The 14,441-nt window shown below is 66.0% G+C and carries 16 protein-coding genes; 9 read left to right on the forward strand and 7 right to left on the reverse strand.

Features of this window, described 5'->3' with window-relative positions; translation table 11 throughout:
• The first annotated feature begins 278 nt into the window (after nucleotides 1–278).
• A complete protein-coding gene (locus ACIBW7_RS08730) occupies nucleotides 279–1,124 on the forward strand; it encodes an MHYT domain-containing protein (RefSeq protein WP_397045453.1) in 846 nt (281 codons plus the stop codon).
• A gap of 59 nt (nucleotides 1,125–1,183) precedes the next feature.
• On the opposite strand, the gene ACIBW7_RS08735 is transcribed toward ACIBW7_RS08730, so the two are convergent.
• Complete coding sequence (locus ACIBW7_RS08735) at nucleotides 1,184–1,960, reverse strand: MHYT domain-containing protein (RefSeq protein WP_397045455.1); 777 nt, start codon at nucleotides 1,958–1,960, stop codon at nucleotides 1,184–1,186.
• A 716-nt stretch (nucleotides 1,961–2,676) separates the two neighbouring features.
• Between ACIBW7_RS08735 and ACIBW7_RS08740 the strand changes: the two genes are divergently transcribed.
• Entirely contained in the window at nucleotides 2,677–3,621 is a 945-nt protein-coding gene (locus tag ACIBW7_RS08740) for a rhomboid-like protein (RefSeq protein WP_397045456.1), read from the forward strand.
• On the opposite strand, the gene ACIBW7_RS08745 is transcribed toward ACIBW7_RS08740, so the two are convergent.
• Together ACIBW7_RS08745 and ACIBW7_RS08750 are read right to left on the reverse strand one after the other, a co-directional pair.
• Nucleotides 3,523–4,707, reverse strand: a complete 1,185-nt coding sequence (locus ACIBW7_RS08745) for a cation:proton antiporter (RefSeq protein WP_397045458.1) — start codon at nucleotides 4,705–4,707, stop codon at nucleotides 3,523–3,525. The genes ACIBW7_RS08740 and ACIBW7_RS08745 overlap by 99 nt on opposite strands.
• A gap of 4 nt (nucleotides 4,708–4,711) precedes the next feature.
• Entirely contained in the window at nucleotides 4,712–5,194 is a 483-nt protein-coding gene (locus ACIBW7_RS08750; protein WP_397045460.1) for a cation:proton antiporter regulatory subunit, read from the reverse strand.
• Between the two features lie 268 nt (nucleotides 5,195–5,462).
• Here ACIBW7_RS08750 and ACIBW7_RS08755 point away from each other — a divergent pair, with 268 nt between their 5' ends.
• A complete protein-coding gene (locus ACIBW7_RS08755) occupies nucleotides 5,463–6,659 on the forward strand; it encodes a sensor histidine kinase (protein WP_397045462.1) in 1,197 nt (398 codons plus the stop codon).
• The gene (locus ACIBW7_RS08760) at nucleotides 6,656–7,300 is read left to right on the forward strand and encodes a response regulator (RefSeq protein ID WP_397045464.1); all 645 of its coding nucleotides are present in this window, start codon (nucleotides 6,656–6,658) and stop codon (nucleotides 7,298–7,300) included. The genes ACIBW7_RS08755 and ACIBW7_RS08760 overlap by 4 nt, the downstream gene beginning before the upstream one ends.
• 1 nt (nucleotide 7,301) lies before the next feature.
• Here the strand turns inward: ACIBW7_RS08760 and ACIBW7_RS08765 are convergent, their stop codons facing one another.
• On the reverse strand, nucleotides 7,302–7,676 hold the full coding sequence (locus ACIBW7_RS08765; RefSeq protein WP_397045466.1) for a DUF952 domain-containing protein: 375 nt from the start codon (nucleotides 7,674–7,676) through the stop codon (nucleotides 7,302–7,304).
• Nucleotides 7,677–7,949: 273 nt separating this feature from the next.
• Between ACIBW7_RS08765 and ACIBW7_RS08770 the strand changes: the two genes are divergently transcribed.
• A complete protein-coding gene (locus ACIBW7_RS08770) occupies nucleotides 7,950–8,144 on the forward strand; it encodes a hypothetical protein (protein ID WP_029903635.1) in 195 nt (64 codons plus the stop codon).
• A 68-nt stretch (nucleotides 8,145–8,212) separates the two neighbouring features.
• Here the strand turns inward: ACIBW7_RS08770 and ACIBW7_RS08775 are convergent, their stop codons facing one another.
• Nucleotides 8,213–8,953, reverse strand: a complete 741-nt coding sequence (locus tag ACIBW7_RS08775) for a TetR/AcrR family transcriptional regulator (protein ID WP_397045783.1) — start codon at nucleotides 8,951–8,953, stop codon at nucleotides 8,213–8,215.
• Between the two features lie 143 nt (nucleotides 8,954–9,096).
• On the opposite strand from ACIBW7_RS08775, the gene ACIBW7_RS08780 reads away from it, so the two are divergent.
• Nucleotides 9,097–10,842 (forward strand): DEAD/DEAH box helicase, encoded by a 1,746-nt coding sequence (locus ACIBW7_RS08780; RefSeq protein ID WP_397045468.1) that lies wholly within the window; start codon nucleotides 9,097–9,099, stop codon nucleotides 10,840–10,842.
• Nucleotides 10,842–11,402 (forward strand): hypothetical protein, encoded by a 561-nt coding sequence (locus tag ACIBW7_RS08785; RefSeq protein ID WP_397045469.1) that lies wholly within the window; start codon nucleotides 10,842–10,844, stop codon nucleotides 11,400–11,402. Before ACIBW7_RS08780 ends, ACIBW7_RS08785 begins: the two co-directional genes overlap by 1 nt.
• Before the next feature lie 6 nt (nucleotides 11,403–11,408).
• Here ACIBW7_RS08785 and ACIBW7_RS08790 read toward each other — a convergent pair whose 3' ends face one another.
• Nucleotides 11,409–11,978, reverse strand: a complete 570-nt coding sequence (locus ACIBW7_RS08790; RefSeq protein ID WP_397045471.1) for a class I SAM-dependent methyltransferase — start codon at nucleotides 11,976–11,978, stop codon at nucleotides 11,409–11,411.
• Between the two features lie 118 nt (nucleotides 11,979–12,096).
• Between ACIBW7_RS08790 and ACIBW7_RS08795 the strand changes: the two genes are divergently transcribed.
• Nucleotides 12,097–12,960, forward strand: a complete 864-nt coding sequence (locus tag ACIBW7_RS08795) for an AraC family transcriptional regulator (RefSeq protein ID WP_397045473.1) — start codon at nucleotides 12,097–12,099, stop codon at nucleotides 12,958–12,960.
• 15 nt (nucleotides 12,961–12,975) lie between these two features.
• Here ACIBW7_RS08795 and ACIBW7_RS08800 read toward each other — a convergent pair whose 3' ends face one another.
• Nucleotides 12,976–13,716: an SDR family NAD(P)-dependent oxidoreductase gene (locus ACIBW7_RS08800; RefSeq protein WP_397045475.1), complete on the reverse strand. Its 741-nt coding sequence runs from the start codon at nucleotides 13,714–13,716 to the stop codon at nucleotides 12,976–12,978.
• Between the two features lie 107 nt (nucleotides 13,717–13,823).
• Here ACIBW7_RS08800 and ACIBW7_RS08805 point away from each other — a divergent pair, with 107 nt between their 5' ends.
• Nucleotides 13,824–14,432 carry a TetR/AcrR family transcriptional regulator gene (locus tag ACIBW7_RS08805; RefSeq protein ID WP_397045477.1) on the forward strand — a complete coding sequence of 203 codons (609 nt, stop codon included), beginning with the start codon at nucleotides 13,824–13,826 and terminating at the stop codon, nucleotides 14,430–14,432.
• The last annotated feature ends 9 nt before the right edge of the window (nucleotides 14,433–14,441 follow it).

Raw genomic sequence — 14,441 nt, forward strand, 5'->3', positions numbered from 1 at the left:
AATCCGGCTGCGCCCATTGGGGTTTTCAACCGTATTGAGCCGAATCGCTTCTGCAACAGTTACTTTCGGCGTTCTGACGCGCAACCGGTCAGCCACGGGGTGGCAACCGAGACAGCGTCCGGCTCGCTAACCAATTCGGGTTTCAATCAAACCTGAAAGTGACTGAAACCACTTCTGAGAAGCCAGATTTCAGCTCCCATCGGGTCGACGGCTGTCGTATCGTCTGACCCGCTGTTATTTCAATCGCCGATGCTCTTTTTTCGGCAGTGGGGGCGTGCATGCTCGACATCTACCATTTCAGTTACGGTCTCCTGACCCCGCTGCTGGCCTACACCATCTCGGTCACCGGATGCCTGCTCGGCTTGCAGTGCGCCGCCCGCGCCCGCAGCGGCAAGGATCGGATCGGCTGGCTGCTCGGCGCGGCCGTCGCCATCGGCGGCACCGGCATCTGGGTCATGCATTTCATTGCGATGCTGGGCTTTTCGATCCGCGGCACCGAGATCCGGTACGACATTCCGCTCACCCTGCTCAGCGCGATCACCGCGATAGCCGTGGTCGGCATCGGACTGTTCATCGTGGTCAAACCCGAACCGTCGCTGCGCGGCCTGCTGGCCGGCGGTGCGATCACCGGCCTCGGCGTCGGGGCCATGCATTACATGGGCATGTATGCCATGAAGTCGAATGCGATGATCAGCTATGACGCGCGGCGGGTCGGGCTGTCGATGGTCATCGCGGTGGTGGCGGCGACGGTCGCGCTCTGGTTCACGTTGCGGGTCAGGGGATTTTTCGCAACCGTCGGTGCCGGACTGATCATGGGTGTGGCCGTTTGCGGCATGCATTACACCGGGATGTCGGCGATGCATGCACACACCGGAGATATCCATCCCCCCGAAGGGACCGGTGCTATGGAGCTGATCGCGCCGATCATCGTCGTGATCAGCGTGGTGACGATGCTGCTGCTCATCAGCGTCAGCCTGACCGAGATCGATCGCAGTGTAGAACTGCCGCCGCTGCGCATCGCACCGCGCGCCAAAACCGATCCGCTACCGCCGCTGCCACCGGTGGAACCGCAGATACTGCCGACCGCGTACTGGCCGACGCGGACCGAGGTACCGCGCCACTGAACCCATCGAAATCGCCTGTGCGACAAGCTCACAGGACGATCCCGCAGGGCAATGCGGACTCAGTCCCTGGTCGGCCAGTAGCGCGCCGGGCGCGGTCCGCGCACACCGTCGTAGGCCGGATCCTCGACATCGGTGATGCCGATATGCAGTAGCAGCATCATGGTGACCATGCCGACGCCGACCGTCAGCGGAGTCAGCAGTTGGGTCGCGCCCGCGCCCGCGGGTGGGTGCATGTGATGGCCGTTCTGCACATGCATCGCGAACATACCGGTGTAGTGCATGCCGCAGACCGCGACGCCCATCACCAGTGCCGCGCCGATGGTGGCCAGGGTGCCGCGGATATGCAGTGCGAACCAGAGCGCCGCCGTCGCGGCGATCACCGCGATCACCATGGACAGCAACACTATTCGTCCGTCGTATTCGATGACCGCATCGGATTTCATCGCATACATGCCGGAATAGTGCATGGCGCCGACGCCGACGCCGGTGATCGCACCGCCGATGTACAGCGCCACCGGCGCCAATCCCGGCAGCTGCGCGACCCGTAATCCGATCCACACCACCGCCATCGCGATTACCGCGCTGAGCAGGGTGATCGGCACGTCATAGCGGATCGATGCGCCGTGGATCGAAAAGCCCAGCATGGCAATGAAATGCATGACCCAGATACCGGTGCCGCCGATCGCGACCGCCGCGGCGACGAGCCATCCAGCGTGGCCGCTACCGGACCGCGCCCGAACCACACACCGCAGTCCCAGCAATGATCCGGTGAATGACATCAGATAAGCGACAACCGGCGTGAGCAACCCGTGGCTGAAGTGATCGATTTCCAGCACGCGAACTCCCTCGTTGGGCGGACGTCGACCGTCATCGCGACAGCGCGAGCCCGCCAGCTTGTACAGAACCAGCAGGTAGGCGATTTACAGTACTACTGTCCGCTAAATTTGGCATGGGATGAATCCAACCAGTGAGACAGTGCCCGCTATCCGGCGGCGACCACTTGTGCCCCATACATACCGAACGGGTCACCCACCGCTGAATCCTGCCGATCGTCACTACTGGCAATCGATCAGCACCGATATCGCTGGGACACAATGGATCTCGTGAACTCGCCAGTCGGCAACAGGCGTTCGCACATTTGCGAGAACGCCACGGCAATTTCGGTACGCATGCCGAGTCTCTTTGCGGCCCAGTACCGCCGAGTCGGATCGGGCTCAGTCGCCAACCGGACTTGACCGGCGTCGTGTGCTCGCAGTGGGTCAGCAGTATTCGCGTGAGACTTGCCGAAGTTGCCGGAGCACGCGGCAGCGCATCGCCAGTTGCCAGATCGGGTGGCAGCGGGTCGCCACTGCGACCACCGGTGACGCAGTGGCGAGGACAGCGGTTCAACCGGAAGTACTCGGCCAACCTCTTGGTCGGTGGACCAATTCCGAGCGGATGCTGCCCAGGGTGTGAATCGACGTCAGTACGGAAAGACCAGCTCAGGTGAGCCAGGACACAGACCGGGCGGGTCTGCGGGCAGAAGTGCTTCGGAACCGGCAGACTTGTGCATGTGGTTGCCCCCACTTTGCGCCGAATCCACTCCCCCTGGACGCAGACCGTCGACCTCGGTGACGAGTTGCGCGCGGTCTGGTCGTGGGCGCGTCGGCCCCGATTGGTGCGCCGACTGCTGCCCGAACTGCGCCAGCACCTGTCCGGCGCACCGGCGAGCACGGCCTACGCGTTCACCTTGTTCGTCACCTGGTGGACGCTGCGCGGGGTCGGCGATTCGGTGGAGCGCAGGCTGATCTTCTCGGCCTCCACCAACCTCTACAACATGCAGCACAACCCGATCCAGGTGCTGGTGGCATCGGCGTTCTGGACCCAGGGGCAATTTCCGTGGGTCACCATCGCGGAGATTCTCGTGGTCATGGGCTTCGCCGAACGCTGGCTCGGCACCAGTCGCTGGATTCTGCTGTTCGCGACCGGCCATATCGGCGCGACGCTGCTCACCGTCACCGCCATCGACCATGCCATCGACCACCACGTCATCCCGGTGCGTGTGCAGTACGCGGCGGATGTCGGCACCAGCTACGGATTCACCGCGGTTCTAGCGGCCATGGCGTTCCACTTCCGCGGTGTGGTCCGCGCGTTGTGGGCGGGTGTCATCGTTGTATTCCTCGGCTCGGCGCTGCTGATCGGACCGACCTTCACCGACTACGGGCATATGTGCGCGGCCCTGATCGGTTTGGCGGTCGGATTCGTCGCGTCGACTTTCTGGCGGCGTATCGAACGCCTACGTGCTGAACGCGACGCGATTTCCGCCGCGCCGACACCGGCGTCGACGAATCCGCTTGCGGTGTCCCGGAATCCCGTGACCGGCGCCGATACCGGGACAAGTTCCATTGCGGCGCAGCCGCTATCCGGTGCTGACAGCGGGGCTGAAGCGGCGCTGCACCATGCCGATGACCGGTTCGACGACGCGGGCCGCGATCGGGCCGAGCACCGCCATCAGTAGCACATAGGCCGAGGCGAGTGCGGCGAGTTGGCCGTCGACCGCGCCCATGCCCACCGCCAAACCCGCGATAACAATCGAGAATTCACCGTGCGCGACCAGTGCCGCGCCCGCGCGCGCCCGGCCCATCCGGCGGATACCTTGCCGACTCGCCGCCCACCAGCCGGTGGCGACCTTGGTGAGCACGGTGACCACCGCGAGCAGGATCGCCCAGCCGAGCACCGGCGGAATGGCCCGCGGATCGGTACTGAATCCGAAGGCCACGAAAAAGATGGCCGCGAACAGATCCCGGATCGGTTCCAGCAGTTTGGTCGCCTCGCGCGCGGTGGAACCGGAGATCGCGATGCCGAGCAGGAATGCGCCGACCGCCGCCGAAACATTCAGCGCCGATGCCAGCCCGGCGACCAGCAGCGCCGCGCCGAGCAGCTTCAACAGGAATACCTCGCGGTCGGCGCTGTCGACGATCGCCGAGACGTACCGGCCGTAGCGCAGCGCGACGACCAGGACGACGGTGACAGTGGCCAGGGCCAGACCGAGCACGGTCAGCCCGCTCAGCAAGCTCGTACCGGCCAGGATCGCGGTGAGGATCGGCAGATACATCGCCATCGCGAGATCCTCGAAGACCAGAATCGACAGGATCACCGGGGTTTCCCGGTTACCGAGGCGGCCGAGGTCATTCAGCACCTTGGCGACAATGCCCGATGACGAGATGTAGGTGACACCGGCCAGGGTGATGGCTCCGGTCATCCCCCAACCGAGTAACAGGGCGACCACCACGCCGGGCGTCGCGTTCGCGACGAGATCGACCAGACCTGCGGCCCAGGAGCGGCGCAATCCGGTCACCAGTTCTGCCGCGGTGTATTCGAGGCCGAGCAGTAACAACAGCAGCACGACGCCGATTTCGCCTGCGATATGGCCGAATTCGTTCGCGGCGCCCAGTTCTACCAAGCCACCCTGGCCGAACGCCAGCCCGCCGAGCAGATATAGCGGAATCGGGGACATGCCGAAGCGTGCCGCCACTCTCCCGAGCATGCCGAGGGTGAATAACACCGCCCCGAGCTCGATGAGGGCGAGCGCGGTTTCGTTCACGCTCTCACCCGTGCGTCAGGATCTTCGCGGCCGCGTCCAGACCGTCGGGGGTACCGACGACCACGAGTATGTCATCGGCGGTGAAAGTGAAATCCGGTCCCGGCGATGGGTGCAGCTGCCCCGCACGCATCACCGCGACGATGGAAGCCTTGGTGCGCGTGCGCATTCCGGTCTCGCCGAGGGTGCGGCCCTCGTACGGCGAATCCTCGCTGATGGGTAGCTGGCGGGTGGTGATCCCGGGTAGGTCGCGGTGATCCTCTCGTAGCTTCGCCACCAACTGCGGCGAGCCGAGGAGGTTGGCGAGCACCGCGGCCTCGTCGGGAGTCAGCGGTACTTGCGCGGCGCAGGAGTCCGGGTCATCGGGTTTGGAGACGATCAGATCGATGCCGCCGTCGCGGTGATCGACCACACCGATCCGGCGGCCCGACCGCACCTGGAAGTCTTTGCGTACCCCGATCCCGGGTAGGGCGGTGACATCGACGTTCACCCCTCCACCCTAACCGGCAAAAGCGGCTGACCGCCCAACAGCCCATCGACCGCGCTGACCATTTCGAGTGACCTGCAAGCGATCGCTACGCGCACAAGCACAATGCCTGCGATCACCGATGCCCAACCCGTGACGCCGTCGGCATGCTCGGTATCGGATCACCCGTCAGCGTCGCCGCGGGTGGGTCCGCTGCGTGAGTCATCGAATCGACCCGGACTCATTCCTTCGGCGGACCCGGGGACGCTGGGGCATGTGCTGTGATGGGGCGATGCGACGGCAGTGGGATGCTTTGTCGGCGACCGCGCAGGACGCGCTGGTCGCCGCCTTCGCGCTCGCACTCGGCGCCGCGCTCTATCTGACCGGCCTGTTCGAGATGGCCAGTGACCTGAGCCGGCACCCGTCGCTGCCGGTGCGGTTCGGGGTACTCGCGCTGATCTGCGTGGCGACTTTCCTGCGGCGTCGCATGCCGATCTCGGCGCTCGGTATCGGGCTCATCCCGTTCGCCATCGATTTCGCACTCGGTCCGACGGTGCCGGTCTGGCTCATCTATTCGGATCTGATCTATGCGGGTGTGCTGTATGCCGCGCCCGCGCGCTCGCGCTGGCTGGTCACCGTTTGCGGGGTGGTCTCGGCTGTACTGACCGTGCTGGCGCTCGTGCTCGGCGACTGGCGGGTCGCGGTGATCACCATCGCCGCGCTGTTCGCCTTCGTCGCGACGCCGCTGTGGTGGGCGCTGTCGGTGCGCGGGCACAAGGAGATCGCCGAGGCCGAACGCAAACGCGCACAGGCGATGACATTGGTTGCCGAATTGGATCGGCGCGCCGCCATCGCCGACGAACGCAAGACGATGGCGCGCGATCTGCACGATGTTATCGCGGGACACCTGTCGGCCATCGCCATTCAGTCCGAAGCGGCGCTGGGTGTGCTGGCTCGGCAGGACACCGATCCCACTGTCGCCGGGATCATTTCGTCGATCCGTTCCAATAGTGTCAGCGCGCTACAGGAGATGCGCACCATGATCGGCCTGCTGCGCCGCGACGACGGCGGCGAGGACGACGCGGCCGCGCCGCGCAAACTGGCTCAGCTGCCGATCCTCGTCGATGCGGCCCGCGCCGCCGGAATCACCGTGCGCGTGCGGGATTCGCTGAACGGGACGGCGCTGCCGAGCGCGGTCGACCAAGCCGCCTACCGAATCGTCCAGGAAGCACTGACGAATGCCATGAAGCACGCACCGGGGCAGGAGGTCGATATCGATGTGCGTACGGAGGCAACGGATCTGGCCCTCTCGGTGCGCAATCCCACGGCGCCGGTGCGCAATCGACCGCCCGACGACGCGCGCCACAGTGGTCTGATGAATATGCGGGAACGGGCCGCGGCGCTCGGCGGCACCTTCACCGCCGGACCCGGCGCCGATGGCTGGGAAGTCCTTGCCCGACTGCCGATCTCGACGACGGAGGTGTCATGATCCGGGTACTGATCGCCGATGACCACGGCGCGATCCGGGCCGGACTGCGGATGATCCTGGAGACCGCCGAGGGCATCGAAGTGGTCGGTGAGGCCGCCGACGGCGATATCGCGGTGGCACAGGCCAAGGCACTGCGCCCGGATGTGGTGCTGATGGATGTGCGCATGCCGGGCGTCGACGGCATCACCGCCACCGGCCGCATCACCGACGACGGCCTGGCCAGGGTGCTCATCCTGACGACCTTCGACCTGGACGAGTACGTCTTCCGGACGCTGCGCGCAGGCGCGTCCGGCTTCGTGCTGAAATCCGCGTCGGGACAGGCACTTGTCGATGCGGTGCGCGCGGTGGCGGCGGGTGACGGTGTGCTCGCGCCCGAGGTGACCGCGGCGGTGATCAATGCGTTCGCCTCGACCGATGGCGAACCGAACCGGCCCGCGCCGGATGGCTTGGACGAGCTGACCGAACGCGAACGCGAGGTGCTCGACTGTCTCGGCGAGGGTCTGTCCAATGCGCAGATCGCGACGCGGCTGTTCATCGGCGAGACAACAGTCAAAACACATGTCTCACGTGTGCTCACCAAACTCGGTGTGCGGTCCCGGGTTCAGGCCGCCATCGTGGCGCGCGAGGCCAGGGAGTGGTAGGTCAGGACGCCGGAAAGTTCGGATCGAGTGCGGCGAAGGTGCCGTCCGGGCCGGGCTGGTACTCGACCACGGCGGTGACCGCGCCGACCGGCAGCGGACCGTACAAATGGGGGAACAGCATTGATTCCGGATCGGTGGGCACACCCGGTTCCCATTTCACCGGCGCGCCGACGCGAGCCGGATCTATGCGCAGCAGCACCATGTCCCGCCGTCCGGTGAACAGTCGGTTGGCGGGCAGATGCGCCTGCGCCGGCGTGGAGAGATGGATGAACCCGATCTCCCCGAACGACTCCGGGCGGTACTCGCCGGTTTGCCGGGCGGTCAGCCAATCGGCGAGTGTGCAAATGTGAACGAGCGTGTGAGTGTCATGGATCACGGGTAATCTCCCGGTAGACAACTGGATAGGCCTGTTCGTGATCGTGGTCGAGTGGAGTTCGATACGTAACCAGTGATGTTCGCCAGTAGCGAAATCCCAGGTGGTGTTATCGAAAACACACAGAATCACTTCCGGGAACAAAGCCCCCGTCCCGAACGTCTGACAGAGTAGTCATACCCCTGCTGGGAAGTAGCGGTAGCGAGCCCGCGGAGTGACCACGGGCCCCACACCAGGTGAACGGACTGTAGTGCCGGGAGCCAGGACGGAGGAGTCATGCCAGGAACCCTGACAAGCACCCCACTGACCGCGGTCGATCGTTGCGACCGCTGCGGTGCTGCCGCACGAGTTCGTGCCGTATTGCCCGCAGGTGGCGAGTTGCTCTTCTGCCAGCACCACGCGAACGAACACATGGATCGCTTGCGTGAGCTCGAAGCCGTGATCGATACGGAATCAGCTCCCGCGCTCTGACCAGTCCTCGCGTCCCGACACAACAGCATCGAACAACAGAACATCGCTGATAGACGACAGCGGGCGACCTACAGGTCGCCCGCTGTCGGCGTTTCCGGTCCCGCTGCTCCGGACAGGATGCCGTCGAGCAGTTTCCCGAGACCGAAGGCGAAGTCGCCCGGCGGGTCCGACGGCGCTTGATAGCGTTCGCCTACCGCGGCACCGACCCGCGAGGCGATCGGGAACTCCTCGACCGACATGACCTCGGTCAGCAGCGGACCGTGCTGCTCCCACCACTGCGCGTCGCTCAGCTCCGCGGTACTGCGGATTCCGGCGATCTCCATCCGCGCATTGCCGGTCGCGAATTCCGACAGCACCGCGATCACCCGATCCATAGCCAGATCGGATAATCCGATCCCCTCGATCGCGGCCAGCTGCCGTTCATATCTGCGCATCCGGCCCGGACCGAGGACCAGCCGCCACGGTGGCACCTCGAGCAGCCACGGGTGCGCGATCAGTTCCGCACGGACCTGTTCGGCGATCGCGGACATTCGGTCACGGACCGGGAGATCGGTCGAGATAGGTACGTCCTCCAGCGCGACGGTGTCGACCATCAACACGGTCAAAGCCTCCTTGCTCGGCACATAGGTATAGAGGCTCATCGGGCGCAGGCCGAGTTCGGCAGCGACCGCACGGATCGACACCTTCTCGTATCCCTCCCGATCGGCGAGGGCGATCGCGGCGACGACGACCTCATCGACACTCACCGTCTGCTTCGGGCCGCGCCCACCGGATCGCGGCGGCACAGCATGTCGCCAGAGCAGGCTCATCAACTGTTTCGCCTGGTTGGTCACGTGGTCCTCTCGGAATTAATTCGGTACGCTGTACGTTGTTACAATACTCCGTACACCATACGACGATCTAGGGGACCGCCCTGCCAAGCACACAGGCCACCTACCTACCCGACCGCCACATGTTCGCGCTGTGGACCTGGAACGGATCCGCGCCCGGCCGCGCGCCGGACGGCGATCGAGAAGCACTCTCTCTAGCAGTGCCGACGGGTCCGCACGACGCGATCGAGGTCACCGATGTCGACTGCGCACTCGTTGATCCGGACGAGCTGTTGAATCTGGACCTCGGTGACGCGGGCCCGTCCGTACATGCTTGGCGCGCGGTGCTGCAGGACGGAGCCGAACCGTGCGATGCTCAGCCGGTGCCGCTGCCCATTGCGGCGCACGCTGTCCCCGACGCTGCCGGCACATCGATCGTGTCAGCCGAGCGCGCGATGCGGGTGTTGCGTGAAACACGGTGTATCGGGGCGGAATTGCGGGCGGGGCTGAAGGCGGAGTTGCGGCCGTATCAAGTGCGCGGGACGGGGTGGTTACACGAGACCGTCTCGGCGCACGGTGGGGCGGTCTTGGCCGATGAGATGGGGCTCGGGAAAACGGTGCAGACCATCGGGTTTCTGCTCGGGCGGGCCGAACGCGGAGCGCAGCTCGTGGTTTGTCCGACGTCGTTGGTAGGGAACTGGGCGCATGAAATCACGCGGTTCGCGCCGGGGCTGCGGGCGGTGGTGTGGCGTGGGGGTGAGATCGCGGATGAGGCCGGGACCATTATGGTGACCGGGTATCCGATATTGCGGTTGCACGGTGGTGTGTTGACCGATCGGTCCTGGGCGACAGTCGTTTTCGATGAGGCGCAGGCGTTGAAGAATCCGCGCACCCAGGTGTCCGAGGCGGCACGGGCATTGACGGCGGAGGCGAAGGTCGCGCTGACGGGCACGCCGGTGGAGAACCATCTCGAGGATCTGTGGGCACTGCTGAATCTGGTGGCGCCGCGGCTGTTCGGGCATCGCACCCAGTTCCGCCGTCGATTCGTCCGGCCGATCCACGAGGGGTCGGCGGCCGCGGCGGGCCGGCTGCGGGATGCGCTCGAACCGGTGCTGTTGGCGCGCCAGAAGGCTCAGGTCGCCGCATCACTGCCCGCGAAGATCCACAGCGATCTGCTCTGCGATCTGACCGCCGAACAGGAACGGCTCTACGACCAACTGCTCGACAAGGCGATCGATGACGGCTTCGGCCACGGCGCGCAACGGCAGACCCGGGTGCTCGCGGCGCTGACCGCTCTCAAGCAGGTCTGCAACCATCCGGGACTGATCACCGGTCAGCTGGGCGAATTGGCGGGTCGGTCCGGAAAGCTGGACCTGTGCGCCGATATCGTGGCAAACAATCTCGAAACCGGCGACCCGACACTGATATTCACCCAGTATCGCGCCACCGGTGACCTGCTGGTCCGCCACCTGGACGAGCAGTTCGGGGTGCGGGCGCCGTTCTTCCACGGCGGACTGAATCAGGCCGAGCGGGCCGAGATCGTTTCGGGTTTCCAGGCCGAAGACGGTCCGCCCGTGTTGATCCTGAGTCTGCGCGCCGCAGGCACCGGTCTCACCCTGACGCGTGCCGCCGATGTCATCCACTTCGACCGCTGGTGGAATCCAGCCGTCGAAGCCCAGGCCTCCGACCGGGTGCACCGCATCGGCCAGACCCGCACCGTCACCATTACCACCCTGACCTCGGGCACCACCGTCGAGGAGCACATCGCGGGCATGCACGACCGCAAATCCGCCCTCGCGGACCTCAACGATTCGGCCGGAATCGCCGCATTGGCCCGCCTCGACGACGACCAGCTCATCGAAATCCTGCGCCGCAAGAGGCAGAACTGATGGCGGACAACGAATTCGGATACACGGCATGGGGCATGGACTGGGTCCGGCTCGCCGAACCCCTGCGCCAGACCCGCCCCGACCCGCTGCTCCCCCGTGCCCGCAGCATTGCCCGCAACAACGGTGTCCAGGCGAGCGTCGAAGGGCGCATCGTGCGCGCCGCAATCCATCGCGGTGGGCAGGCCTCGGTAACCCACCTCGAAGTCGCGCCACTTTCCCGTTCAGCCATCACCGCGATCGCCGAAATCATCCCGGATACAGCAGTTCTCACCGACGAAATGCACCGGGCGCTGGTCAACGCCGGCATCAGCCCAGCACCCGGCCCGGCCGGGACGGACTGCTCCTGTTCGGCTCGCACCGCCCGCTGCGTGCACGTCCTCGCGGTGTTCTACGACATGGCGCGCCGCGTGGACGAGAACCCTCGCCTGGCGCTGGAGATCCAGGGCTATTTCCAAGCGGCACCGGAGGATTCGACAGCCCCGGGCGAGTCACCTCGCTGGACCCCGATCAATGCACTCGATCCTGCGGACTACTTCGAGGCCGCAATAGCGGTGCGCTGAAAGAATTCACTCGGGGCGGCGGGCACGGAAGCGGAAACTTCCTGCGCCGGTTTCGATCTCGACATCGGTGAAACCGGCTCGGGTGAGCCGGTCGGCGGCATGCTCCGGCGGTACCGGCACGCAGGTGTCGCCGAGGTGCAGCAGGCGGAATACGCGGCCGTCGAGGCCGTCGCTGCCTGCGAATACACCGCCGGGGCGCAGGACACGCAGGGCTTCGCCGAAAAGCGCGTCCTGCGCTCCGGCAGTGGGTACGTGGTGCAGCATCGTGAAGCACACGACCGAGTCGAATTGCCTTGAGGGCAAGGGCATATCCGCGCCGTCGCCCTCGATCACCGTCATCGCGGCGCCGTGCCGGGTGCGCAGCCGATCGACGAGCACCGGATCGATCTCGACACCGGTCAGCTTGCTGGTGCGCTCTCGCAAAGCGCGGATATTGGCACCGTAGCCGGGGCCGATCTCGAGTGCGGACGCACCGAGGTCGAGACCGGACAGCGCCCACGGGACGATCCGCGTCGTACTCGTACGCTCCCACGCCGCCGATCGGCACATCAATTTGTGTACGTAGTTCATCGCCATGGGATTCACGCTAGAAGCGGCCGGCTGTGACCACGACAGGCTACGGTGACAAGTTGTGTCGCGAAACGGCCAATTCTTGGTGCCCCAACCCGGGACATCTCAGCCGAACGACGGATCCGTGGTATTCCCGGCCGCGATCGGCGATACCGCCATGGTCTTCGGCGCGGGCGTCATGCCCGCGGGCTACCGGTTCGACACCCATGAACATCCGCAGCATCAAATCGCCTGGGCGGCAAGGGGTGTCATCGCCGTCGAAATCGGCAACGGCTACTGGGTGCTGCCACCGACCCGCGCCCTCTGGATCCCCGGCGGCACCCGACACCGAACCGAAACCACCCAGGGCGCGACCATGCGCGGCATCTTCGTGGCACCCGATCGATGCCCGGTCTCGCTTACCACCCCGACAATGCTCCGAGTGTCGCCATTGCTGCGCGAACTGTTCGACCATCTCACCGGGCCCGGCACCGCGCTCGCGCCCGGAGCGGACGCGGAGCGACGCGAGCACGTCGACGAGCCCCCGCTCACGGACGCTCGAGCTGACGGGAGCACCACAGCGGCGACTCGAAATCCCGCCGACGATAACGCCGCCGCACGGCGCGAGCGCGCCGAGGCGGTCATTTTCGACCTGCTCGAGCCGGTCGCCGTGATTCCCGTCGGCGCCCGCCGACCGGTGGATGCCCGAGCCGGTCAGGTCGCCGACGCCCTGACCCGCAATCCCGCCGACCCCCGCACCCTCGCCGAATTCGCCGCCGACGCCGCAACCAGCCCCCGCACCCTGGCCCGTCTGTTCCTCGTCGAAACCGGAATCTCCTTCGGCCAGTGGCGAACCCAGATCCGCCTGGCCGCCTCCCTCCCCCTGCTCGCCGAGGGCCTGCCGATCGCCCGCATCGCGGGTCGCGTCGGCTACGCCACCCCCAGCGCCTACGTGGCCGCCTTCCGCCGCGCCGTCGGCGTCTCCCCCGGCCGCTACTTCACCGGGTAATCGCGCGCTGCGGAGTCAGGCGTTGGTGCCGCCGTCGACGGTGAAGGTCGCTCCGGTGATGCTGCGGCCGGAGGGGCCGGCAAGGAAGGTTACGGTGGCGGCGATGTCGTCGGTGGTGCCGAAGCGACCGAGCGCGGTCAGGCCGATCTGGTGGGAGGCATGGTCGCCGTCGGCCGGATTCATATCGGTGTCGGTGGAGCCGGGCTGCACCAGGTTGACCGTGATGTTGCGCGGACCGAGTTCGCGCGCAAGGGCTTTCGTGAATCCGTTGAGTGCGGATTTGCTCAGGTTGTACAACGCGAGTCCACCGAATGCGGCGCGCTCGGACAGGTTGCTGCCGATGCTGATGATCCGCCCGCCCTCGACCATATGCTCGACCGCCGCCTGCGCACCGACGAACGCCGCCCGCGCGTGGATGTTGAGCGCGCGGTCGATCTCCTCGACGGTGAACTCCTCGAACGGCTTGGCCGGGAAGATGCCCGCGTTATTGACCAGCACATCGAGCCTGCCGAGTTCGGCCGCGGCCCGATGCACCGCCGCGACGACCGCGCCCGCGTCGGCGCTGTCGGCTTGGATGGCGATCGCGCGCCGCCCCAACGCTTCCGCCTCGGCGACCACCGATTTCGCCAGCAGTTCGTTGTGCTGGTAGGTCAGTGCCACATCCGCGCCCGCCGCGGCCAGGTGCCGCACGATCGCCGCTCCGATGCCCCGGCTGCCCCCGGTCACCAGCGCCACTTTGGCCGTCAGATCCGACATCGCAACTCCTCCTAATTCTGTGTCGATCAGTACATAAATAGCTAAGCGCAGGCGCCGCGACGGTGTCAAGGGGTATATTTAGCGATCGACACAGAAAGGAACGGGCCATGGCCGAACGTGGACGCCCGCGCGCATTCGACCGTGAGGTCGCGCTGCGTCGCGCCATGGAGGTGTTCTGGGAGCACGGCTACGAGGGCTCGTCGATGAGCGATCTCACCGCGGCGATGGGCATCAACTCACCGAGCCTGTACGCCGCCTTCGGCGGCAAGGAAGAGCTGTTCCGCGCGGCTGTCGGTCTGTACGGCGAGAGCGAAGGCGGTTACACCGCACGCGCCCTGCGCGAGGAACCCACCGCCCGCGCCGGCATCGAAGCCATGTTGCGCGACAACGCCACTGCCTATACCCACAAGGACAAACCGCACGGCTGCATGGTCGTGCTGGCAGGCTCCACCTACACCACCCGCAGCGAAACCATCCGCGACTTCCTGGTCGAAAAGCGCCGCGAGACAACCGAAGACATTCGCGAACGCCTGGATCGCGGTGTCACGGAAGGTGATCTACCTCCGGACACCGATACTGCCGCCCTCGCCGGCTTCTACACCACGGTCCTGTACGGCCTGTCGATCCGCGCCCGCGACGGCGCTTCGCACACCGAACTCACCCGATCCATCGACTGTGCCATGGCAGCCTGGCCCGCATCGGCCATCGCACGCTGATCGCCGCGG

Source organism: Nocardia sp. NPDC049526 (genome assembly GCF_044465765.1).
Classification (GTDB): domain Bacteria; phylum Actinomycetota; class Actinomycetes; order Mycobacteriales; family Mycobacteriaceae; genus Nocardia.